The sequence below is a fragment of the Sphingobium sp. IP1 genome (genome assembly GCF_002708645.1).
Lineage (GTDB): Bacteria > Pseudomonadota > Alphaproteobacteria > Sphingomonadales > Sphingomonadaceae > Sphingobium > Sphingobium yanoikuyae.
In genome coordinates this window covers 1-24,058 of the sequence record NZ_NOIW01000007.1, presented here as the reverse complement: position 1 = coordinate 24,058, position 24,058 = coordinate 1, and the positions used below count along the sequence as shown (strand labels likewise).

Here is a 24,058-nt window from a genome sequence, read left to right as displayed (position 1 = left end):
ATTGCAATAGGCCGCCCGGCGTCGCAAAGCGAGGCGTGGACAAGCAGAATTTCACCGAACGCAACCGGCGCGACATCGTCGCGATCGCGACCCAGCATTTCGCGGAAAAAGGCTATGCCGGCGCGCGGGTGGACGAGATCGCGGCCGCGACCGCGACATCCAAGCGGATGATCTATTATCATTTCGGCAGCAAGGACGGGCTCTATCGCGCGGTCCTGACCGAAGCCTATCGCGGCATCAGATCGGCCGAGCTTGAGGCCGAACTGGGCGACCTGCCGCCGCTCGCTGCGCTGGAGCGGCTGACCGCCCTCACCTTCGACTATCATTTCAACCATCCCGAACTGGTGCGGCTGGTGATGGACGAGAATATCCGGGGCGGCCCGCATGTCGGCGAGATTTCGCAAGGGCATAATGAAATCGTCCTGCCCAAGACCCAGGCGCTGATCGATCGCGGCATTGCCGATGGCAGCTTCCGCGCCGGACTGGACGCCGTCGATTTGCACATGACGATCAGCGCCCTCGCCTTCTACTTCGTGTCCAACCGCCACAGTTTCCACGCGATCTTCGGCGTCGACATGACCAGCGAAGCCGCGGCCGAGCGGCGCCGCGCGCAGGTGATCGACAATGTGCTGCGCTATTGCCGGGCAGAAGGCTGAAGGCTGGGCCGAGACCATGGGCCGGATCAGAACTGCATCTTGACCTGGCCGCCCAGCGCCAGCGCATCATTGGTACGGCGGTAGGAAAAGGCACCGGGATCGAGAATATATTGGACGTCTGGCCGGATGCTGAGCCAGCGCCGCAGCTGGATGCCATAGCTCATCTCGATCACGGTCTCGCCCACCGGCAGCGCGGCATAACCGCCGGGAACATCCTGCGCATCGGCCTCGGCGCTGCGCAGGCGCGGATTAACCTGCGCATGGACGATGCCGATCGAGATGCTGTCGGCGTCCCGCCCGGCAAAAGTGCCCGTCTTGACCAACCCGGCCGCATACCAGTGGGTGATCTGGGCCGATGCCTCCGGATTGGCGGTGAACTGGGCGAAGACGGAGAGGCCGCGATTGCCCGTTCCTTCGCGCAGGATCATCTGGTCGGCCAGCGCATAGACGCCATAGCGGCCCCGCAGCATGCCCCGTTCGCCGCGCCGGGCGGCGCGCGACGTGTCATAATAGGCGCCGATCTTATAATGACCCGGCAGCACATGGCTGCCCGGCGCGATGCCGGGATCATATTCCAGCTCCAGCGGCAGCAGCACGCCGGTCGTGCCGCCGGCAAAGGGGCGGAAGGCATTGTCGGGATCGTTGAGGCGTGGATTGACCTGATAGACGCCGGTGCGCAGCGCCAGATCGGGCCGAATACGATAGCGCGCCGCCGCGCCCCAGCGGGCATTGGGATAATTATACCAGCCGCTATTGCCCGATTCCGACAGCGGATGGGCACAGAAGGCCGCATTGACGAAATTGCAGCCCAGGATCATCCCGCCCAGATCATTGCCCATGGCAAAATAGCCCAGGCGCAGGTTGAGCCGGCCATTGTCGATATTCTGTTCGTAGCTGAATTCCGACAGGCGAGTATAATTGCCGCCGGCCGCCTCCTGGATCGGCAGGCGATTGCCGACGATGTCGGAGGAGAGGCCAACGCCGCGCCGGTCGTTGATGGTGACATGCACGATGCCGCCGGACAGGCCGACGATCCGGTCCATGTCGAAATCGAGGCTGGCCCGCAATTGCTGGGTATAGGCGCTGCCCCGCTGCTGGCCGCCATCGACCGCGGCGAAGGCTTCGCCGACATAGTCCGCGCGGACGGTGACGCCCGCCTGCTTCAGCCGCGTGCGCAGCCCGCCCCAGTCGCCGGTCAGCGTTTCGCGGGGGGCCGCCACCGGTTTTGCCGGCGCGGTCTCCTGCGCATGGGCGCCCGCAACCGGCAGCAGGGTCAGCAATATCGCCAGTGTCAGGCGGGCATGAAGGTGAAGATGTTGGGCCAAAGCCCCTCCCTTCCGCGCGGCACATCTGCGCGCGGTGACATGAATGATGACGACAGACAGGCGGAGCGGCGCCGGGCCGCCCCGCCCATGGTTCAGCGCAGCGTGTAGGCGATCACATAATCGCCCCGGTCGGGCGACTGGCGCGCACCGCCCGCCGTCACGACGACATATTGCTTGCCGCTTTTGGGCGACTTGTAACTCATCGGGCCGCCCTGGCTGCCGACCGGCAGGCGGGCCTTCCACACTTCCGCCCCGGTCGCCGCGTTGAAGGCGCGCAGGTAGAAGTCCTGCGTGCCGGCGATGAAGACCAGGCCGCCCTGCGTCGCCAGCGTACCGCCCAGTGTCGGCATGCCGATCGGGATCGGCAGGCCCATGCGGATGCCCATCGGCCCGGTGTCGCGCACCGTGCCCACCGGCACCTGCCACTTGATCGCCCGGCTCTTGAGGTCGATCGCGGTCAGCGTGCCATAGGGCGGCGCCTGGCAAGGAATGCCCAGCGCCGACAGGAAGCGGTCCTTCACCACCGAATAGGGCGTGCCCTTCAGCGGAACGCTGCCCATGCCGGTATTGACCGCCTCGCCCGCGCTGCCCGACTGGCCCTTCTGCGCTGCGGTCTGCGGGAACATCTGCACCCACAGGCCCAGGCGCATGTCATTGACGAAGATGGTGCCGCTGGTCGGATCGGTCGAGATGCCGCCCCAGTTCATGCCGCCCAGCGATCCGGGGAAGCTCAGCGACTTGTCGGTGCCCGGCGCGGTGTAGAGCCCCTCATAGCGCATGCCCTTGAAAGCGATCCGGCAGAGCAGCTGGTCGAACGGGGTGGCGCCCCACATGTCCGCTTCGGTCAGTGGCCCCACGCCGATCTGCGGCATGCCAAGCGACTTGGGCTGGGTCAGCGAATAGGGCTCGCCTGGAATGTTCGCGGGCTTGACCGGCACTTCCTTGACGTCCGTCAGCGGCTTGCCGGTGGCGCGGTCGAGCACATAGACCTGCCCGGCCTTGGTGCCGAAGACCAAAGCCGGCACCTTACGGGCGGCATCGACGGGGAAGTCGACGAAGCTCGGCTGCATCGGCAGGTCGAAGTCCCACAGATCGTTATGGACCGTCTGGAAATGCCATTTCTCGCGGCCGGTGGTGGCATCGAGCGCCAGCATCGACGCGCCATATGTGTGATCGAGGGCGCTGCGGGTGACGCCGTAAAGATCGACCGAGGCGCTGCCCACCGGCATGAACACGGTGTTGGACGCCGGATCATAGGACATGGCGGCCCAGACATTGGGGGTCGAGCGGGTGTAGCTCTTGCCCACGGGCGGGGTGCCGGTGATGGCCGGATTGCCCGGATCGAAGGCCCAGCGCAGCTTGCCCGTGATGACGTCGAAGCCGCGCATCACGCCGCCCGGCATGTCGACCTGCACATTGTCAGCGACGCGGCCGCCGACCACGACCGTCGTGCCCGCCAGGGTCGGCGCGGAGGTGAGCTGATATTGGGGATCGGGTGCAGCGCCGAGGCCGGCCTTCAAGTCGACCCGGCCATTGGTGCCGAAATCAGCGCAGAACTTTCCGGTGTCGGCATCGAGTGCAATCAGTTCGGCATTGATCGTGTTCATCAGGATGCGGCGCTGGCAGGCCGCGCCCGTCGGCACGGTCACCGCCGTCACCGGCGTTGCGCCGGGCAGGCTGGGCTGCTGGATCGGCGCATGGGCGTCGAAATAGGCAAGGCCCCGGCAGCGCATCCAGACCGATGCCTTGGCATTGATCAGTGTCTTCCACTTCTCGCGCCCGGTATCGGCGTCGAGGGCGATGACATTGTTATGCGGGGTGCAGATGAACAATGTGTCGCCGACCTGCAGCGGGGTATTCTGGTCCTCCGCGCCATTGCCGTCACTCTGCGCGATGTCGCCGGTGCGATAGGTCCAGGCGACCTTGAGCTTGTTCACATTGTCGCGGGTGATCTGGTCGAGCGCGACGAAGCGGCTGCCGCCTGGCGTATTGCCATAAGCGGTCCAGTCCTTCTGCTCGCGCGCCGGATCGACCGGCACCAGCGATGCCATCTGCCCGGCAAAGGGCACGGTCGGATGGACCATGAACATGCCAGCCGCGCCGGCCGCCGAACCGAGGCCGACCAACACCGCCATCAGCAATGCAGGCCGCCAGGCGGGCGCCGAACCGTCGCCGCGCCGCAGCAGCGGATAGGAGAGCGCAACGACGGTCGCGCCGACACCCATCGCCAGCAGGCGGGAAATGAGCGGCCAGAAGCTGAAGCCGACTTCCCACAGCGCCCAGAGGACCGTGAGCAGGAAGGTGGCACCGAAGAGCAGGCCGCCGCTGGTCTTGCGCAGGGCGATGAGGCCGCCCGCAAAGACCAGCGCGATGCCGGCGATCAGGAAATAGGGACTGCCGCCCAGGCTGACGAGCTTGCCGCCGCCAATGGCGAAAAAGAGGCCAGCGGCAAGGATCACCGCCCCCAACAGAAGCAGCCAACCGCGAACGAGCGGCTGGCCGTGCATTTTCGTGCCTGACACGCGGCACCTCCTTCATCTCTTATGGTCGTCGGAGAGCGGTGCCCACGGGTCCACAGGCCGATCGAGTCGCCCAGCCCTGACGGCTGCGACATTGTGTACCATTTAGTACACTCCTGCCTCGCTGGCAAGTTGGGCGCTAATCCTGCGAGGGACGTGCGATGCCGCTGAGGGTTTCCCACAGCGATACGTTATCCCCGGCATGAGCCCATGGGATCGCAGCCCAGCATTTTCCGCGACTTGCACAGATATCGTTGAGGTTTGGCCAACTGCTAGCGTTTTGGGGGTTTCGATGAACCTGGACGAAACTGACCGGAAGATATTGAACAAGCTTCAGACCGATGGTCGCATAACCAACCAGGATCTGGCCAAGCATTGCAATCTCTCGCCATCGGCCTGTTTCGACCGGACGCGCAAGCTGCGGGACAATGGCTATATCTCTTCCTATGTCGCGCTGCTCGACCCGCACCTCAACCAGCGGCCGCTGCTGATCTTCATCGAAGTGCTGCTCAACCGCACCACCGGCGACATCTTCCGCCAGTTTGCCGAAGCGACGCGGCGGCAGCGGGACATATTGGAATGCCATATGGTGGCCGGCGGCTTCGACTATCTGATCAAGGTCCGGATGAAGGACATGGCCGCCTATCGGAAATTCCTGGCCGAGGAACTGGTCGACATGCCGGGTGTGCGCGAGACGCGGACCTATGCGGTGCTGGAAGAGGTCAAGTCGACGACGGCGCTGCCGCTATGACATGAAAGCGGCGCCCTTTCCCAGGGCGCCGCTTTCGATCCATTACATGGCGTTGGGATTGGCCGGGCCGGCGCCAGCCTGGCCGGTGCGCGCCTTTTCCGCCTTCACCATCTCGGCCACTTCGGCCAGCAGCTTCTTGGCGTCATAGACGATGCCGTCCTTGATCGTGTAGCTGACGCCGCCGACCATTTCCTGCTTGTTGGTTTCCGGGTTCAGGCGCGAATGACCGGTGCCATAGAGCGTCTTGAGATTGGCCAGCGGGTTTTCCCTGGTGATGACCATGTCGGCCAGCATGCCGACGCGCAGCACGCCGGTCGGCGGCGCCATGCCCTTGGGCTCGTAGAGGGTCTGCGAACCCCACATGGTGGCCGAGCGCATGATCTCCAGCGGCGAGAAGCCGGCTTCGCGCAGCAGTTCCAGTTCCTCGATATAGGCGAAGCCATAGACCTTGTAGATGAAGCCGGAATCGGTGCCGACCGTCACCCGACCGCCGATATTCTTATAGTCGTTCACCAGCTTGAAATAGTTGTTGTAGAATTTCTTCCACGCAAACTCGTTCTCGGTGCCCCAGTCGTAGAAATAGGACCCGTGATTGTCGCGGGTCGACTGGAAATAGGCCCAGAGCTGCGGCGTGGTGTACAGGTTCTGCCAGTCGGCATTGCGCGCCCGCATCAGGTCGCGAGACGCGGCATAGATGTTCATCGTCGGGTCGAAGGTGACATGCTTCTCCTTTTGATGCTTCAGATAATCCCACCAGCGTTCGGATTCCGGTTCGACCGTCTGGTTCCAGATTTCCGCCACCTCGCCGAAGCGATGCTGTTCGTTGTTATAGTCATAGTCGGACGGGAAGCGCTGGATCGTCCCGTCCTTCAGCAGGGATTCGAAATGGCCATAATAATGGGTGACGGTGTCCAGCCCCGCCTCGGCCGCGTCATAGGCGTTGAAATTGGCGACGCCGGTCTGTGACAGATGGGCCGTGGTGCCCATCCTGTTCTTGTGCGCCTCGTCAATGGCGGCGGCGATGATCTGCGGCGTTTCCTCGGGCCGATTGAAGAATTTGATGCCGTCGATGTTATGAGCCGCGGCCCATTTAACCCAGGCGCGCGCCTTGTCCGGGCTGTCGATCGGCCCGCCGTCCCAGCCGGCCCCCAGCGTCTGATAGTTGAAGATGCGCGGTGCCGCGATCTCGTTGGCGGCAGAGCGGTTCTTTTCCGAACTGGCGACGACCGGATCGGCCAGCGGCACGCCGCGCACCGTGGTCACGCCATGGGCCAGCCACAGCTTGTAGGCATAGCTCATGTCCGGCGCCTTGTCGTTGGCGGGGGTGTGGACATGCATGTCGTTGAAGCCGGGCATCACATACATGCCGGTCGCGTCGATCTCATAATCGGCGTCGGTCGGCGCACGCCCCTTCGCCTGCTGCAGGCCGGGCCAGCCGGCCTGGGTGATGGCGGTGATCTTATTGCCTTCCACCACGATGTCATAGGGCCCCCGCGGCGGCGCGCCGGTGCCGTCGATCAGGGTCGCGCCACGGATCACCAGCTTGCGGAAGGGGCCGACATTGTCAGCGCTGCCGCGCGCCGGCGCGGGCACGAAGGTCGGCTTCTTGCCGTTGACGATGCCGGCCGCGCCGCCGACATACCATTCGTCCGGATCATGTGCCTGGGAGGCGCTGGCGACCGTCATGAGGGCGAGCGCAGCAAGGCCCGACCGGATCAGCATCTTGTTCTTCATTCTTTTCCCGTCCCTGTTGAATTATGATGCCCCGCCCCGTCAGGGATGGGGCAGCCCCTGTTCCGGCATGCCCGTGCGCCGCTTTTCGGCAACGACCATGTCCGCGACATCCGCCAGCAATTTCTTCGCGTCATAGACGATGCCGTCCTTGACCGTGTAGCTGACGCCGCCCACCCGTTCGAGCCGCTGGGTCTGTTCGTTCAGGCGCAGCGTGCCGGTGCCGTAGAGCGTCTTGAAATTCTGCAGCGGATTTTCCTTGAGGATGACAAGGTCCGCCAGCTTGCCGACGCGAACCGTGCCGATCGGCGGCACTTCGCCCCTGGGATCATAGAGCGTCAGCGCGCCGTTCAGCGTCGCCGACTGGATCACCTGCGACGGATTGAAGCCCGCTTCCTGCAGCAGTTCCAGTTCCTGGACATAGCCAAAGCCATAGGGCTTGAAGATGAAGCCGGAGTCCGAGCCGGTGGTCACGCGCCCGCCGATATTCTTGTAGTCGTTAATCAGGCGCATATATTTGTGGTAGAAATTCCGCCACTTGACCTCAATCGCGGTGGTCCAGTCATAGAAATAGGAGCCGTGGTTCTCGCGCGAGGACATGTAGAAATTCCACAGCTGCGGCATGGTATATTTGTCGTGCCAGTCGGCATTGCGCGCCAACATCAGATCGCGGCCGGCGGCATAGATGGTCATGGTCGGATCGAAGGTGACATGATTGGCCTTCTGATGCTCCAGATAGGCCCACCAGCGGTCCGATCCCGGCTCGACGCTTTCTTCCGCCAGATTGGCGACATTGCCGAACCGGTCCTGCTCATCGGCATAATTATAGTCGACCGGCCAGTTCTGGACCGGGCCATTTTTCAGCAGGGATTCGAAATGGCCGTAGAAATGGGTGACGGTGCCAAGGCCCGCATCGCCGGCCTGTTCGGCATTCATGCGCCCCACGCCGATCTGGGACAGATGCGCCGTGGTGCCCAGTTTCAGCTTCTTCGCCTCGTCCATGATGGCGGCCATCACTTCGGGGGGCTGGTCCGGATCGTCCAGCAGCTTGATGCCGTCGATCCCCTGCTTGGCCGCCCATTGCACCCAGGCGCGCGCCTTTTCGGGCGTATTGGTGCGGCCGCCGGTCCAGCCCTTGCCTTGCCCCGGCCGCTGATAGGCGAAGATACGGGGCGCGACGATCTCGTTACGGGCGGAGCGCGCCCGTTCGCTCAGGGACACTTCCATGGGTGCGAGGTCGACGCCGCGCACCGTGGTGACGCCATGGGCCAGCCACAGCTTGTAGGAATAGGACAGGTCCGGCGCCTTGTCGTCAGTGGAGCCATGGACATGCATGTCGATGAAGCCGGGCGTCACGAACATGCCGGTCGCGTCCAGTTCATAATCGGCGTCGGTCGGCGCGCGCCCCTGCTTGAACGGCAGGCCCGGCGTTCCGGCCGGTAATATGTCGGCGATGACGTCATTTTCGATCACGATGTCGACGGGGCCGCGCGGCGGCGCACCGCTGCCGTCGATCAGGGTGACGCCGCGGATCACCATCTTACGGAACGGACCGGCGCCTTCGCCGGCAGCGCGCGCCGGTGCGGGATTGGCGCCGGCGCGGGGCTTTATCGCTTCCACGGGCGCCTTGGCGGGTTGGGCGATCGCCCCTCCGGCAACCAGCGCGAGTAGTGAAAGGCCGGCGAAACACATGTGTCGCTTGAACATATCATCCCCCTGTGTCGATCATGGGGCCGCCATAAGGCCCCCGAAAAGGGAGGCGACCGACAGGCCGCCCCCGTGCCAGGCGATCAGAACTTCTTGGTGAGGTTGATGCCGTAGGTGCGCGGCGGCGCGGTAAACACCACCGTCTTGCCGCCGGTGTTGCTGCTGGAGCTGGAACTGACCACCGCCAGTTCGTTGAACAGATTGTTCACGAAGAAATGGGCGCCCCAATTATTGTCGCTGGCCTGCACGCCCAGGCGCAGGTTGGTCAGCGTATAGTCGTCCAGCCGGCGCCGATAGGTGTCGGTCGGGCTGATCGTGCTGTAGGAACTGCCATTATAGGTGACATCGGTGCGGATGACGGCATCCATCGCATCGGTCAGCATATGCTTATATTCGGCCGATCCGCCGAAATTCCATTTCGGCACATTGGCGATCCGGTCGCCCTTGCGACCCGATGCCACGACGATGGTGCTGACCTGATCCTCGGTCAACTTGGCATCGGTGTAGGAACCGTTGGCGCTGAAGCTGATGCCGGCAATCTCGGTGGAGAATTCCGCCTCGACGCCGCGAATGCGGGCCGCGCCGACGTTGGAGATGAGGCCGAAGACCGATCCGGTGCCTGCCGTGCGGGCCGACACCTGCATGTTGCTCCAGTCGATCTGATAGGTCGCCATATTGAGATAGGTGCGCGGCAGGATCTTGCTCTTGAAGCCCAGCTCATAATTCCACAGGCTGTCCGATGTGTAGGCGGCCAGCGCCGCCGACAGGCCGATCACCTGGTTGACGCCGCCGGGCCGGAAGCCCTGCGCCGCCTGGGCATAGATCATCACATCGGGGGTCGCCTGATAGGAGATGTTGAACTTGGTAAGCACGCCGTCCTCTGACGACTTGGCTTCGGTATAGGGCGTCACGACCGAGGCATAATGTTCCTGGCCCATGTCGATCCGACCGCCGACCGTCTTCTTATAATCATAATAGCGCGCGCCTGCGGTCAGCGTCAGCTTGTCGAACAGCTTGTAGGAAATTTCGGCGAAGACCGCCTTCTGCTTCAGCTTGTCGTTGATGGTGCGATCATAGGCGAGATTGGCGATATCGTCCGGATCGTAGAGGAAGCCGGTGTCCGGATCGGCCTTGAGCAGGGTCGAGCGCACCACCGTCTTGCGGTCCTCGCTGAACAGGCCGACGGTCCAGTTGAGCGGGCCATCCCCGGTCGAACTCAGGCGGATTTCGTTGAGCCAGTTCTTGACCGATTGCGGCTGATACAGGCTGGACGACAGCAGGGCGCGGGTGTCGGACAGATAATCGGCCAGCACGTCGGCGGAGCAGGCCGCGCCATTGCCGCGATAGGTCTGACAGCGGGCGGCGGTGTCGCGGCCGTTGAACGTATCGCTGACATCGCCGACGACAATGCGGTCGCGGTCGGTGTAGGTGGTGATGGCGGTCAGCACGACCGGGCCGAAATCATAGTTGAGCGTCGCATTATAGATGCGGTTGGTGTCGTAATTGCCCGATTCCGATCGCGCGTCCGTGGTCCAGCGCTTGCCGGTTTCGGCATACCAGCGCGGCGATTCACCGGCCGCCTTCTCGTAATTGGCGCTCAGGTCCAGCGTCAGCGCCTCTGTCGGCGTGAAGCGCAGCATGATGCGCCCGCCATAGGTGTAGGGATCGTTGATATTCTTGTAGCCATAATAGCTGTTGTCGACATAGCCCGCGACCTGGGTGGCGTTGCCGACGATGCGGATGGCCAGCTTGTCCTCGATCAGCGGGACGTTCAGCATCCCGTCGAAGGACGCGCCCATCGATCCGCCCTCGACCGCCGACATGGTGCTGGCAAAGGCCGCCTCGATCTTGTCGGTCTTGGGCTTGTTGAAGATGATGCGCAGCGTGCCGCCCATCGATCCCGACCCGTACAACGTTCCTTGCGGGCCGCGCAGCACTTCGGCGCGCTCCACGTCGAAGATGCGGAAGTCGGGGGTGGCGCCGGCGGCATCGCTGGTGGTGCCGACCGATCCGGATACGGGCGCTTCGTCATAATAGACGCCGACCGTCGGTTCACCGGCTGCCGTGACACCGCGCAGGATGACGCGGCGATTGCCGGGGCCGCCATCGACGATACGCAGACTGGGCGTATCGCGGGTCAGTTCGGTAAAGCTGCTGGTGCCCGCCGCTTCCAGGCTGGCGCCTGTGACCGCGGTGATGGCGATCGGGGTATCCTGAACGCGGGTGTTGCGCTTGAGCGCGGTGACGACGATTTCGCCCTGATCCTGTTCCTGGGCCTGTGCGACGCCGCCAGCCATGGCGACCATGCAGGATAATGCACTGCTGGCCTGCAACAGCTTGAAAAGGCGACCCTTGTGAGATGACAACATAAAAACCCCCTGTTTTTATTTGTTTTCCTCGCCACATTTCTGTTCTTTTCTGGAGGAAACGGTATCAAGGGGGCGGCCGAATGTGTTTCGTAACATTTGACGATTTTGGAAATAATACGCAGATTATTCGGCGATTACGGTAAAATGCCGATAATCTTGCGAACGGGAATCGCGGACGCCGATCCAGCAGCGGGCATCATGGCCTGATCGCAATTTGTGCCATGACGCCCAGCCTCCGTTCAAGGGCGCAACACCCATCCGCCATCAACATGGATCGTCTGGCCTGTAATCCAGCGCCCCGCGTCCGAACAGAGCAGCAGCGCCGTGCCGACCAGTTCATCCGGCTCGCCGCGCGGGCGCAGGGCACAACTCATCTGCAGGAACTGGATGAACGGAGAATCGTCGGGCACCAGCATCTTGCCGGCATCCGATGTGACATTGCCCGGCGCGATCGCGTTGCTGGTGATATTGTCCTTGCCCAGTTGCTTGGCGAGCGTGGTCGTGAGGCCCACCAGCGCCAGCATGGAAATGCCGTAGAGGCCTGTCGCTGGAAATGCCCCGCCCGACGTCTGGTTGATGATCCGTCCGCCACCACGCGCCCGCATCGAAGGGATTACCGCGCGGGCACAGAGCAGCGCACCATTGAGATTGACCGCAAAGGCCCGGTTCCAGGCGTCGAGGCTGACGGCTTCGATATTGTCGTAACTGATGTCGACCATCAGCGCGGCATTGTTGATGAGGATGTCGACACCGCCAAAGGCACCGGTCGCCGCCGTCGCCATGGCCAGAGTCGATGCCTCGTCAGCCACATCGACCTGGACGGCAATGGCGCGGCCGCCCCCGGCAACGATCTCGTCGGCCACCGCCTGCGCGCCTTCCGCATTGAGATCGGCAACGACGATCGCGGCACCGGCCGCAGCCAGGCCCAGCGCATAGGCCCGGCCGATGGAATTGCCGCGCCCGCCGGCGCCAGTGACGATCGCGATTTTGCCGTCTAGGCGGAACTGATCAAGGGTGAAGGACATGATTGGATCTCCTGAAAAGGTCAGTCGCCGCAAGCGGCGGAGAGAAAGGGCATGGCGGCGCAGGACAGGGCCTCGGCACCGGCATCATCGGGCAGGCTGGCCATCAGCAGGCCGACATCCTTGCGCAGCAGCGGCGCGCCATGGGCAAAGGCGCCCGGCGTTGGCAGGCGGGCATAGACCTCGAAGCCGAAGCTGCGGCCGCTGCTCGCCTTGATGAGGTCGCGCAGGGCCGTGCCATCCAGGTCCAGCGCCCTGCCCGCCTCCATCGCGGCGTGGGCCAGTCCCATATTGGCCGCCATCAGCGCGTTGTTGACGATCTTGGCGCGCTGCCCGGCGCCGACATCGCCCATCCGCACGATCAGGCCGCCAAAGCTTTCCAGCACCGGTCGGGCGGCCTCGAAGACATCGACCGCACCACCGCACATCAGGGTCAAGGTGCCGGCCGCCGCGGCAGGGCCGCCGCCACTGACCGGCGCATCGAGGAAGGCGATACCCCGTTCCGCGCAGCGTTCGGCCAATGCGACGCAATGGTCGGGCAATATCGTCGAATGGATGACGATCCGGCTGCCCGGTCGCATCGCCGGCAGCAATTGCCCGACGATCTCCGCCACGCCGGCATCATCGACGACGCAGATGCCGACATGATCGCAGATCGCACCCAAAGTCGCGATGTCCGGCGCTGCTGTGGCGCCCTTTTCGAGAAAGGGCGCCAGCGCATCCGGGCGGCGGGCCCAGAGCGTGAGCGGATAGCCGGCGGCCGCGATCCGTTCGGCCATGGGGCCGCCCTGGCTGCCGAGGCCGATGAAGCCGATCCGTTCCATCCCGCTCATCCTGCGGTGATCCCGGCATCGATCGAGATGCAATTGCCATGGAAGCCACGTCCTGCCGGCGAGGCAAGCAGTGCGACCATGTCGGCGACATCATCGACCTCGACCGTGCCGCGCATGCCGGAAAAGCGCTTGAGCAGTTCAAAGTCGCAGCCTTCGGGCGGCCGGAAATTGGTGGCGATATTGGTGATCATGCCGCCCGGCGCGACGGCGTTGATGCGAATCGGCTGCTTCTGATACTCCATCGCCATGGCCTTGGTGAGGTTCAGGAGGCCGGCTTTCGACGCGCAATAGGCGGCGGCATAGGCCTCACCGATGAAGGCGGCCGAGGAAACGACATTCACGATCGCGCCATTCACCGTCAGCAGATGCGGGATTGCCGCCTGCGACAGCAGAAAGGGCGCGGTCAGGTTGACCGCCAGCGTCTTGTCCCACAGCGGTTTGGGCATGTCGGGGGAGTTGGCGAGATAGATGAGGCCGGCGATATTGCACAGCGCATCAAGCTGGCCGAAATGGGCGGCAGCGGCATCGACTGCCGGATGGCAAGCGTCAGGATCGGCCAGATCGACCATCGCGGTTTGATGCTCGCCTTCAGGAAGCAGGCTCAGCGTTTCGGTCAAGCCCTCCGCATTGACGTCCACCAACCACAGCCGGGCGCCGGCCTGTGCCAGTTTCACCGCCGTCGCGCGGCCAAGGCCCGAAGCTGCCCCGGTCACCAGCGCCACCTTGCCGTCCATTTCAATCGCGATGCTCATTGCTTGCCCCCCTCTTTCTCGTTCCAGGCCAGGCCCTTGGCGACCTTCCCCGCCATTTCCAGCACCACGCCCTGGATCACCGACGCCTTGGGCCAGCCGGCATGGACCGCATAGTGGAGGACGAATTCGTTGAGTTCGGCGGCGGTGCAGTTGCCGCTCGCCATGGCAGCATGGAAATGGCTGGCGATCGGCACGGTGGCAGCGGAATCCGCGACGCCCACCAGCGTGAGGAAGCGGCGCGACCGCTGATCGAGGCCCGGCCGGCACCACATTTCGCCGAACACGAAGTTCAATATGCCATCCTGCAGATAGGGCAGGCCATTGCCGACGCGCGGGCCGTCAAAGGTCATCACCGCACGAAATTCAGCAAAGCCCTGCTCCATGCGCTGCTGCGCATCCCAGGGTTCGGCGCGGATCGGTGCCAGTAGAACCGGCGCCAGCCCCTTCTCTGCCTCGATCCGGTCGATCGCAGCGTCGATCGCGCCGCCCTTGTCCCAGCCGGAATAGACCGCGACATGCAGCGCCGCCTCGCGCAATTCGGCCTGGGTCAGCGCGCCGGTCGTCAGCGCGCCGAGCACATAGCCATCCAGCCGGTCGGCGGGCGCATCGGCGCCGGCTGCGGAAGCCAGCGCGATCAGGAAGCGCGCGCGCCGATCCAGCCCCGGACGAGACCAGATTTCGGCATAGATGAAGTCGCGCCAGCTTTCCGCCATCGGCGATTGCGGCGCGGGATCATCCCGCCCTGTCAGTTCGGCCTGAAGGCTGCTGCCCAGCGCGCTGCGCGATGCGGGATCACACAGGCTCATTGTCCGCCCTCCGGCGCGGCCATGCTCATCCACACATTCTTGGGCTGGAGGAACTCATGCAGCCCCTCGACCCCGCCCAGTCGACCATGACCGCTCTTCTTGAAGCCGCCGAACGGGCAATTGGGCTGCATCGCCTCACCCGAACCGTTCACATGGATCATGCCGGCCTGCAGCTCGCGCGCCATATGATGGGCGCGGCGCAAATTCTGGGTGTGGACGTAGGCGCCCAGGCCATAGTCGGTGCCATTGGCGAGCGCGATCGCCTCCTCCTCATCCTCGAACGGCGTCACGACCAGGACCGGACCGAACACCTCATTCTGGGCGATCTCGCACTGGTCCGGCACATCCGCGAGGATCGTCACCGGCAGGTAGAAGCCATCGGCAAAATCGCCGTCCAGTCGCTGGCCGCCCGCGATGATGCGGCCGCCATCGGCGACGCCGCGCGCCACCATGTCGCTGATACGGTCGAGCGCATTCTGGCTGATCACTGGACCCAGCACCGTTGCGGGATCGAACGGGTCGCCCGACTGGACGTGGCCCGCCATTGCCCCGATCAGGTCGAGATAGCGGTCATAAATGCCGCGCTGCACCAGCAGCCGCGTGCCATTGATGCATCCCTGCCCATTGGAGGAAATCGCCCCGGTCAGCCCCTTCTTCGCCGCGAGCATCAGGTCGGCATCATCGAACACGACCACGGCCGACTTGCCGCCCAGTTCCACGCCGACGGGCTTGAGCGACTGGGCCGCATTGGTCAGCACATGGCGCGCGGTCGCGCCCGATCCGATGAATTCGATCTTGTCGATGCCGGGATGGCTGACCATCGCCGCGCGGACATCGGCGCCGCCCGTGACCAGATTGACGACGCCATCGGGCAGGCCCGCCTCATGCAACAGTTCGACCAGTTGCATGACGCTGTAGGGGGCAAGTTCCGGTGCCTTGATCACCACGCAATTGCCCGCCGCCAGCACCGGCGCCAGCACCATGGTCGCGGCGAACAGCGGCCCGTTCCAAGGCACGATGATGCCGATCACGCCATAGGGATCATAGCTGACATAATCATGGGCCGGCGCGCCCCACATCGGGATGATGCGCCCGTGCAGCTTGTCGCACCAGCCGCCGAAATAGCGGAATTTCTGGGCGGCATCATAACCCATATAGGGCGCCACCATCGCCACCGATCCATTTTCGGCGATCAGGCTTGGCGCGAAATCCGCCGACTTCGCCTCCAGCAGCGCAGCGATGCGGAACATCAGGTCGCGCCTCTTGTCGCCTGGCATCGCGCGCCATGCGGGAAAAGCCTTGCGCGCGGCGGCGGCGGCCCGGTCGACATCCTCGGCGTCCGCCAACGCCAGTTCCTGCGTCACCTTGCCGGTGCCAGGATAGACATGCGCATGGCGCGCCGGGCCGGTCGGCACCGCGCGCTGTCCGCCGATAATGATGGGGTGACGCGGCAATGCGTCGATCACGGGATCCCTGAATGCCATGGCTCTCTCCTTCCGGCGCGGTAAGCGCAGCGGCACCGCTCCAGAACCGGGCGGCGACTCTTGGGATCGACATTAATATGCATATTATTGGATCATCAAGGCGATCATTCTCAGTATCGCCCTTGCGAAATTTCGATCAATATGCGCATTAATTCATATGAACCTCATCCAGCAAAATGACCCGATGGAACCGGCGACCGGCAAGCGGCAGATCGTCCGCCATACCGCCGACGCCCTGCGCCGGCGCATCCTCGCTGCACCGGCCGGCGAGCAGATCGGTTCGCTACAGACCCTTGCCCGCGAGCTTGAAGTCGGCATCGTCACGGTCCAGCAGGCGGCGCGCATCCTGGAACATGAAGGCTTGCTGGAGGTCCGGCGCGGGCCAGGCGGCGGCTATTATGGCCGGCGACCGCAAATGGCCGATCTGGAACGGATGCTGGGCGCCTATCTGTGCGGCGAACCGGGTTCCTGGCGCGAGATACTCGACATCACCTCGCTGTTGTTCAACCGGCTCTGCGCCGCTGCCGCGCGATGCGACGACCAGGCCCTTCACAGGGAATTACTCGATCTGCGCAGTCAGATCGATGCGTGCGACAGCATGGACGGGCTCGGCCAGTTGGAAGGCCGGCTGCAGGACATATTGTTCAAAATGGTCAGCCAGCCCCTGTTCGAGCTGTTGACCCGTGTCGCGCTGGGGAGCGCGCGCGATGTGGAGCGCGACGGCACCGGGGCCGACATGTTCGACCTTAGCATATGGCGCCGCGGTCGCCTGCGCATCATCGACGCCATCGCCGATCATGACCCGGCCCTCGCCCATTTCGAGGCGGACCGCCAAAATCGGCAGATTCTGGCCACCCTGTGCGCATTCGACCGCCTTTGAAGCGACATCGCACGCGATAAAGCGATGCGTTCGGGCGCCACTGACAGACACGCGCCGCTGATTGGCCGTCATGATCCATATATTGGCCGTTAGCGACTTTGCCGACTGTGCGACTTTTACATCATTTAGCAAAAAAGCATCGTCAAACAGATATCCACTCGCAATAGCATTGACAATGCGAATAGGTCGCAATAGCAGCCCCTGCAACAATCGAAGGGGTTCTGAAACAATGGCGAAATATGGAAACACTCCATCCTTCCTTGCACTGAGCTGCGTCGGCGCAATGGCCTTCGCATCCGGCGCGCACGCGCAGGATAATGGCCAGGGCCAGGCACTGGGCGGCGTCACCGTCACCGACACCGCGATCGAAGACAGTTCCATCAAGGTGGAAAAGCCCGAATCGCCCAAATATGTTCGTCCCCTTCTGGACACGCCGCAGACCATCACGGTGATCGGCAACCAGACCATCCAGAAGCAGAACCTGCTCACCCTGCGCGACGTGCTGTCGACCGTCCCGGGCATCACCTTCGGCGCGGGCGAAGGCGGCGGCGGCTATGGAGACAGCATCAACCTGCGTGGCCAGAGCGCCAACACCGACATCAGCATCGATGGCGTGCGCGACAGCGCCCAATATAGCCGCACCGACCCGTTCAACCTGGAACAGGTCGAAGTCACCAATGGCGCCAATTCGGTGTTCGGTGGCTCGGGCGCAATCGGCGGCAACATCAACCTCGTTACCAAGCGCCCGAAGGCCGATAGCGAGACGCTGGTTCAGGCGGGCATCGGCACGTCGGACTATTATCGCGCGACGGTCGACAGCAATGTCCGCGTCAACGACATGATCGCCGTCCGCGTCAACGCCATGTATCATGAAAATGACGTGCCGGCGCGCAGCGTCGACCGCTACAAGCGCTGGGGCGTGGCGCCCTCGGTCAAGTTCGGCATTGATGGCCCGACATCGCTGACCCTGCTCTACACCCACCAGGAAGATGACAATACGCCGCTCTACGGCGTGCCCTATTATAATAATGGGGTCTATGACGGCCCGCTGCCGGGCGTCCCCTATAGCGGCTATTATGGCTACAAGAATCTGGACAAGCAGGACCAGACGATCGATCAGGCCACGGCGATCTTTGATCACCGCTTCAGCGATCTGCTGTCGCTGCGCAACCTGTCGCGCTGGCAGCGGGTGGAACAGAATCTGGTCGTGAACCCGCCCCAGGGCACCTACTGCCTGGCCAATGGCACGCTGCCCACCGGCGCCGCATGCGCGGCCGGCCAGCTTCCCGACACCTATTATCCCAGCGGTCCGCGTGGCGGCTTCCGCAATTCGGTCAACCAGTCGCTCTACAACCAGCTCGACCTGACCTTCAACATCCCAGGCGGCCATACGCTGGTCATCGGCACGTCGATGCAGCAGGAAGACTATGTACTGAACAACGGCAATGTCGAGCGCAACGCCAATGGCGCGACGCCGAACCCGACGCTCGATCCGATCAGCATCAGCAACCCCAACGCCATCTACACCGGCCCGGTCAATTATATCCAGTCGGGTCATCAGGTCGGCGACACGTTCAACGCTGCCATCTACGCCTTTGCCGCGGCCAAGATCGTCGACGGCCTTGAACTGAACGGCGGCGTACGCTGGGAGCATAACCGTGCCCGCTTCCGCTCCGATACGATCGCCACGCCGGCCGCCGGCGGCGCCTACACCACTGGCGCGCAGCAGAATGCGACCGACAATCTTTTCTCCTACCGCGTCGGCCTGGTCTACAAGCCGGCTGAAAATGCCAGCCTGTATGTCGCCTATGCCAACAGCCTGACGCCGACATCGAGCAGCGTGCGGGCGGGCTGCGGCACGGCGTCGGTCGATCAGGTCAACCTTGGCCTCGAACCGTGCGGCGTAGATCCGCAGAAGGCCGAGAATTTCGAGATCGGTGGCAAGATCGATCTGTTCGACAATGGCCTGCAGCTGACTGCCGCACTGTTCCGCAACAAGCGCACCAATTATTCGGTCGCTAGCAACGATCCCTCCATCGGCAACCTCAACGTCAATGACGGCCGCAACAAGGTGGACGGCATCACGCTGGGCGCTACCGGCAACATCACGTCCAACTGGACGATCTTTGCCAACTACACCTATCTCAAGAGCAAGGTGCTGCAGAGCATTTCGGACTATTGCCTCGACAATCCGGGCGCGACCTATCGTCCGACCGGGGCGACCGCCAATGTCACCTGCGCCCTGTCCGATCCGCAGGCTGGCAATCCGCTGACCAACACGCCCAAGCATTCGGGCAGCCTGTTCACCACCTACACCCTGCCCTTCGGGCTGCAGCTGGGTTATGGCCTGACCTATCAGGGCAGCTGGTATCTGAGCAACGCCAGCACCGCGCCGATGTACAAGGCGGACGATTATCTCGTTCACCGCGCGATGCTGTCCTACACGTTCGACGAGAAGCTGACCGCACAGCTCAACGTCCAGAACTTCACCAACGAAAAATACTATACCAGCGTCCGCAACAATGGCTGGGCCAATCCGGGCGAAGGCCGTTCCTGGGTGCTGACCCTGGGCTACAAGCTCTAACCCCCTCTCCCCGCCGGGCCGGCCATGCCCTCCTCGACATGGCCCGGTCTGGCGAACGGAACGCCCGCAGCCCGCTGCGGGCGTTCTTTTTTTGACCTTCGGGCATGGCGATGGCAGCGCTGCCTGCTAAGGGAAGCGCCATGACCGCCACCGCCGATCTTGCCATCCGCCTGCGCCGCGCCAGTTTCAACCGGGCCCTCGCCGATGCCGACCTAGCCGCCATCGGGCAGATCCTGGCACAGGATGTCGTGATGGTGACCGGCACCGACAGCGGCGTCATCGCCGGGCGCAAGGCGCAGCTAATGGCCTGGAAGCGCGAATTTGCCGCACCCGATCGCAGCATCTACACCCGTACGCCCGACACGATCCTCGTCTCGCCCGTCGAACCGATTGCCTTCGAACATGGCCAGTGGCAGGGCGTCGCCGCCTCGTCCGGCATCCTCATCGCCTCGGGCGCCTATACCGCCAAATGGCGGCAGCTTGGCAGCGAGTGGCTGATCGAGGCGGAACTTTACCTGACCCTGGCCTGAAAAGTCCGCACCTTTCCGCCGCAAGACGAGCGACATCGATCTTCGCAGATAGTTAATAAAATATTGCTGCGCCGGCCCGACAGGACTATGGCGCGCCCACCCTGTCCTTGGCGCTCCGGCGCCGGAGTCGGGGCCGACAATCCAGAGAGCGGAAGGGGGGACTTCGCCACGCGTCACGCAATCCATTGTGACGACATGCGAAGACTTGGCGTTATCTATTATGAAAAAGACCGGTTTCATGATTTCGGCGTCGCTGGCGCTGCTGGCTGCCGCCCCCGCTCATGCCTCACCCGTCACCGGCACCGACGCGCTACGCGAATGGAATCTAATCGTGCTGGGCGACCTCAGTTCCTCTTCCGAAGTGGAGGGCCGCACCTTCGTTGGCGGCGACCTCACCGGCACATCCTCCAGCTATCAGATCAGCACCCCCGCCACCTCCACGACCGGACAGGCGGGCCTCACCGTGGTCGGCAATGTCACCGGCGGCATCAAGAATTTGAACAACGGGTCGGGTGCGCTGGTCGGCGGCAATGTCGAAAGCGGCTTCAACCTCAATGGCGCGGCCCAGACGGTGAAGGTCGGCGGCACCATCAGCAACACCAATATCAACCAGAATAGCGTCCAGTCCGGCCTGGCCACGTCGGACCCCGGTTTCGCATCCAGCCTGGCGACGCAGGGCACGGTGCTGGCCGGCAGCATGAAACAATTGTCGACCAACCTGTCGGGCCTGGCCGCCAACAGCGACATGGTCATCAGCGGCAACCGCGCCACCTTCAACGCCAGCCCCGACGCCAACGGCCTGGCCGTCTTCTCGATCAGCGCCGCCGACCTCGACAAGGTGGGCGAGATCGCCTTCAACCTGAACGGCGCCGACACCGCGATCGTCAATGTCAGCGGCAGCACGGTCAGCCTCAACGACAATTTCCTGGGCGGCACCGCCAATCTGGGCGAACATGTGATCTGGAATTTCGGCGACGCCCAGTCGCTCGACCTCACCAACAGCTGGGGCGGATCGCTGCTGGCGCCCTGGGCCGATGCGACCACCGCCAACTATATCCAGGGATCGGCCGTGTTCGGCAACCTGACCCAGAATGGCGAGATGCATCTAGGCACCTATACCGGAACCTATACCCCGCCGATCGATCCGCCGACCGGCAGCAGCTCGGGCGGCACGCCGGTGCCCGAAGCGCCGGGCTGGACCCTGTTCCTGCTCGGCATCGCCGGGGTGCTGCTGGGTCGCCGACTGATCCGCAAGACCGCCTGAACCGCCCTTTACCGTGCTTTTCCGTCCCTTCAGCCTCGGCCAGACGCGGGAAACGGACGGACTGGCGCAGCGCCCTTCTGATCGCCGCCGGGCGGCGGCACAGGGAGCCATTGTTTCACAATCTTTGCAGATCGCCGCTTTCCCATGAAAATGCCCCGCTTCTTCTCCTCGACCGCCTGCGACATGGCGATCGACCTTGGCACCGTGAATACCGTCATCCACGCCCGCGATCGCGGCATCGTGCTCAACGAACCGTCCGTCATCGCGATCGAGACCATCCGCGGCATCCGCAAGGTCAAGGTGGTGGGCAATGAAGCCAAGCTGATGATGGGCAAGACCCCGGCCAATATCCAGGCGATCCGCCCGCTGCGCGACGGCGTGATCGCCGACATCGATGTCGCCGAGCAGATGATCAAGCATTTCGTCGAAAAGGCGCAGGACGGCGGGCGTTTCGGCCGCCGCTATGATGTGGTGATCTGCGTGCCGACCGGCTCCACCATGGTCGAACGGCGCGCGCTGCGCGATGCGGCTTCCAACGCCGGCGCGGCGCGGGTGCAGTTGATCGAGGAGCCGATGGCCGCGGCGATCGGCGCCGGCCTGCCGGTCACCGAACCGCGCGGCGCGATGGTGGTCGATATCGGCGGCGGCACGACCGAAGTGGCCGTGCTGTCGCTCAACGGCATCGCCTACAGCAATTCGGCCCGCGTCGGCGGCGACAAGCTGGACGACGCGATCGCCTCGCACATCCGCCGCGTCCACAATCTGATGATCGGCGAAGCCACCGCCGAGCGCGTCAAATGCGCGATCGGCTGCGCCACCCCGCCCGATGGCGAGGGCGAGCGGATCATCGTCAAGGGCCGCGACCTGGTGAATGGTCGCCCGGCCGAAATGACCATCAGCGAAGCGGAAATCTGCGACGCCCTGTCCGAACCGGTCGGCCAGATCGTGATGGCGGTGATGACCGCGCTGGAACAGACCGCGCCCGAACTCTCGTCCGACATCATCGATGAGGGCATCACCCTGACCGGCGGCGGCGCGCTGCTGCGCCGGCTGGACGAGGCCCTGTCCGAAGCCACCGGCCTGCCGGTGCGGATCGCCGACACGCCGCTGATGTGCGTCGCCATGGGTGCCGGCAAGGCGCTGGAAGATCGCGCCTATGAGGGCGTTCTGACCATGTCCTGACCGGCGCGCACCGCCCCGACGATGGTTGGCGGGCATCGCTTGCCCGCCCCGCCACATCGGCGCTTGCCAGCACCGCCAAATGCCGCCAAGCAAAGCCCCGGATAAAAGAGGATGAGCGGGCGGATGAGCTATTATGACGTTCTGATCGTGGGGGCCGGCCATGCCGGCGCGCAGGCGGCGATCTCGCTGCGGCAGCACGGCTTCGAAGGCTCGGTCGGCATGATCGGCGACGAGAAGGATCCGCCCTATGAGCGCCCGCCTTTGTCCAAGGAATATTTCGCCGGCGACAAGAGCTTCGACCGTATCCTGATCCGCCCCGCCGCCTTCTGGGACGAGCGCAAGATCGACATGCTTCTGGGCAAGCGGGTCAGGAGCGTCGATCCGGTCGGCAAGTTCGTCACCGTCGGCGACGAGGAAATCGGCTATGACAAGCTGATCTGGTGTACCGGCGGCAGCCCCCGGATGCTCACCTGCAGCGGCGCCGAAGCCGCCAATGTCCATGCCGTGCGCCGCCGCGACGATGTCGACGCGATGATGGCGAAGATCGACAGCGTGAACCATGTCACCATCATCGGCGGCGGCTATATCGGGCTGGAGGCGGCCGCCGTCCTCTCCAAGTTCGGCAAGACCGTGGTGCTGCTCGAAGCGCTCGATCGGGTGCTGGCCCGCGTCGCGGGTGAGGATCTCTCGCGCTTCTACGAGGCGGAGCATCGCGCCCATGGCGTCGACCTGCGCACCGGCGCGAAGATGGACTGTATCGCGGTCGAGGATGGCCGGGCGACGGCAGTGCTGATGCAGGATGGCGAGCGGATCGCAACCGACATGGTGATCGTGGGCATCGGCATCGTGCCCGAAACCGGCCCGCTGATCGCGGCCGGCGCGGCCGGCGGCAATGGCGTCGACGTCGACGAATATTGCCGCACCTCGCTGCCCGACATCTATGCCGTGGGCGATTGCGCATCGCACGCCAACCGCTTTGCCGGCGGCGCGCAGATGCGCCTCGAATCCGTCCAGAACGCCAATGACCAGGCCAAGACCGCCGTGGCCCACATCCTCGGCAAGGAAGAGGCCTATGACGCCGTGCCCTGGTTCTGGTCGAACCAATATGATCTCAAGCTCCAGACGGTGGGCCTGTCGACCGGCTTCGACCAGACGGTGCTGCGCGGCGATCCCGCCACCCGCAGCTTCTCGGTCGTCTATCTGAAGGGCGGCAAGCTGATCGCGCTCGACTGCGTCAATGCGGTCAAGGACTATGTCCAGGGCCGCGCCCATGTGCTGTCGGGCGCCCATCTCGACCCGGCGCAACTGGCCGATGCCGGCATCCCGCTCAAGGAAGTGGGCCTGGCCTGATAGGTCGGCGACGACGCGACAATCGGATTTTCCTACGAAGTTCACAGTGTCGTCGCCCCGTTTTGCGCCATTTTCCCGGCATAGGGTCATCGGAAAGCGGCGGCGGTGCGACAATCGCGCGCCTGTGAAGCGACACCGACGCGCCAGCGAAGCGACGATCAGGCGACCATGACGCGACGGGCTTGTCGCGGCAGGGCGCTGCGGCAAGGTCCATATGGGAGCGATGGGAGCGGCCAATTCCATCCCACAGGGTGGACCAGAAAAATGCCGAGTAGGAAAGACAAGCGGGAGGCGAGCAGAAGCTGACCTTTCC

At 64.0% G+C, this 24,058-nt stretch carries 18 protein-coding genes; 8 read left to right on the top strand and 10 right to left on the bottom strand.

All coding sequences use genetic code 11. The features are described from left to right. Window positions 1–35: 35 nt before the first annotated feature. Window positions 36–656 (top strand): TetR/AcrR family transcriptional regulator, encoded by a 621-nt coding sequence (locus CG471_RS03590; protein WP_004212135.1) that lies wholly within the window; start codon window positions 36–38, stop codon window positions 654–656. A 26-nt stretch (window positions 657–682) separates the two neighbouring features. Here CG471_RS03590 and CG471_RS03585 read toward each other — a convergent pair whose 3' ends face one another. Then, on the bottom strand, window positions 683–1,981 hold the full coding sequence (locus tag CG471_RS03585; RefSeq protein WP_099230691.1) for a carbohydrate porin: 1,299 nt from the start codon (window positions 1,979–1,981) through the stop codon (window positions 683–685). 92 nt (window positions 1,982–2,073) lie between these two features. Beyond that, window positions 2,074–4,488: a membrane-bound PQQ-dependent dehydrogenase, glucose/quinate/shikimate family gene (locus tag CG471_RS03580; RefSeq protein ID WP_099230688.1), complete on the bottom strand. Its 2,415-nt coding sequence runs from the start codon at window positions 4,486–4,488 to the stop codon at window positions 2,074–2,076. A 304-nt stretch (window positions 4,489–4,792) separates the two neighbouring features. Between CG471_RS03580 and CG471_RS03575 the strand changes: the two genes are divergently transcribed. Further along, window positions 4,793–5,251, top strand: a complete 459-nt coding sequence (locus CG471_RS03575; protein ID WP_010336120.1) for an Lrp/AsnC ligand binding domain-containing protein — start codon at window positions 4,793–4,795, stop codon at window positions 5,249–5,251. A gap of 42 nt (window positions 5,252–5,293) precedes the next feature. Here the strand turns inward: CG471_RS03575 and CG471_RS03570 are convergent, their stop codons facing one another. The 8 genes from CG471_RS03570 to CG471_RS03535 all read right to left on the bottom strand — a co-directional run bounded on the left by CG471_RS03570 (window position 5,294) and on the right by CG471_RS03535 (window position 15,955). After that, window positions 5,294–6,985 carry an amidohydrolase gene (locus CG471_RS03570; protein ID WP_099230686.1) on the bottom strand — a complete coding sequence of 564 codons (1,692 nt, stop codon included), beginning with the start codon at window positions 6,983–6,985 and terminating at the stop codon, window positions 5,294–5,296. Window positions 6,986–7,024: 39 nt separating this feature from the next. Beyond that, window positions 7,025–8,674: an amidohydrolase family protein gene (locus CG471_RS03565; RefSeq protein ID WP_099230684.1), complete on the bottom strand. Its 1,650-nt coding sequence runs from the start codon at window positions 8,672–8,674 to the stop codon at window positions 7,025–7,027. 98 nt (window positions 8,675–8,772) lie between these two features. Next, window positions 8,773–11,058 (bottom strand): TonB-dependent receptor, encoded by a 2,286-nt coding sequence (locus CG471_RS03560; RefSeq protein WP_257211411.1) that lies wholly within the window; start codon window positions 11,056–11,058, stop codon window positions 8,773–8,775. 239 nt (window positions 11,059–11,297) lie between these two features. Next, window positions 11,298–12,083 carry an SDR family oxidoreductase gene (locus tag CG471_RS03555; RefSeq protein ID WP_099230680.1) on the bottom strand — a complete coding sequence of 262 codons (786 nt, stop codon included), beginning with the start codon at window positions 12,081–12,083 and terminating at the stop codon, window positions 11,298–11,300. Window positions 12,084–12,103: 20 nt separating this feature from the next. Then, window positions 12,104–12,913: an NAD(P)-dependent oxidoreductase gene (locus CG471_RS03550; protein ID WP_099230678.1), complete on the bottom strand. Its 810-nt coding sequence runs from the start codon at window positions 12,911–12,913 to the stop codon at window positions 12,104–12,106. Then, window positions 12,910–13,665, bottom strand: coding sequence for an SDR family NAD(P)-dependent oxidoreductase (locus CG471_RS03545; protein ID WP_099230676.1), 756 nt, complete (start codon window positions 13,663–13,665; stop codon window positions 12,910–12,912). The genes CG471_RS03550 and CG471_RS03545 overlap by 4 nt, the downstream gene beginning before the upstream one ends. Beyond that, a complete protein-coding gene (locus CG471_RS03540; protein WP_099230674.1) occupies window positions 13,662–14,471 on the bottom strand; it encodes a carboxymuconolactone decarboxylase family protein in 810 nt (269 codons plus the stop codon). The genes CG471_RS03545 and CG471_RS03540 overlap by 4 nt, the downstream gene beginning before the upstream one ends. Next, on the bottom strand, window positions 14,468–15,955 hold the full coding sequence (locus CG471_RS03535; RefSeq protein ID WP_099230672.1) for an aldehyde dehydrogenase: 1,488 nt from the start codon (window positions 15,953–15,955) through the stop codon (window positions 14,468–14,470). Before CG471_RS03535 ends, CG471_RS03540 begins: the two co-directional genes overlap by 4 nt. Before the next feature lie 157 nt (window positions 15,956–16,112). Here CG471_RS03535 and CG471_RS03530 point away from each other — a divergent pair, with 157 nt between their 5' ends. From CG471_RS03530 to CG471_RS03505, 6 genes are all read left to right on the top strand, one after another. Further along, window positions 16,113–16,835: a GntR family transcriptional regulator gene (locus CG471_RS03530; RefSeq protein WP_099230670.1), complete on the top strand. Its 723-nt coding sequence runs from the start codon at window positions 16,113–16,115 to the stop codon at window positions 16,833–16,835. Between the two features lie 229 nt (window positions 16,836–17,064). Then, window positions 17,065–19,419, top strand: coding sequence for a TonB-dependent siderophore receptor (locus tag CG471_RS03525; protein WP_099230668.1), 2,355 nt, complete (start codon window positions 17,065–17,067; stop codon window positions 19,417–19,419). Window positions 19,420–19,559: 140 nt separating this feature from the next. Further along, the gene (locus CG471_RS03520; protein ID WP_099230666.1) at window positions 19,560–19,949 is read left to right on the top strand and encodes a DUF4440 domain-containing protein; all 390 of its coding nucleotides are present in this window, start codon (window positions 19,560–19,562) and stop codon (window positions 19,947–19,949) included. A gap of 220 nt (window positions 19,950–20,169) precedes the next feature. After that, complete coding sequence (locus CG471_RS03515; RefSeq protein WP_099230664.1) at window positions 20,170–21,213, top strand: choice-of-anchor A family protein; 1,044 nt, start codon at window positions 20,170–20,172, stop codon at window positions 21,211–21,213. A gap of 144 nt (window positions 21,214–21,357) precedes the next feature. Then, window positions 21,358–22,395 (top strand): rod shape-determining protein, encoded by a 1,038-nt coding sequence (locus CG471_RS03510; RefSeq protein WP_004212110.1) that lies wholly within the window; start codon window positions 21,358–21,360, stop codon window positions 22,393–22,395. Between the two features lie 123 nt (window positions 22,396–22,518). Further along, window positions 22,519–23,745: an NAD(P)/FAD-dependent oxidoreductase gene (locus CG471_RS03505; RefSeq protein ID WP_099230662.1), complete on the top strand. Its 1,227-nt coding sequence runs from the start codon at window positions 22,519–22,521 to the stop codon at window positions 23,743–23,745. The last annotated feature ends 313 nt before the right edge of the window (window positions 23,746–24,058 follow it).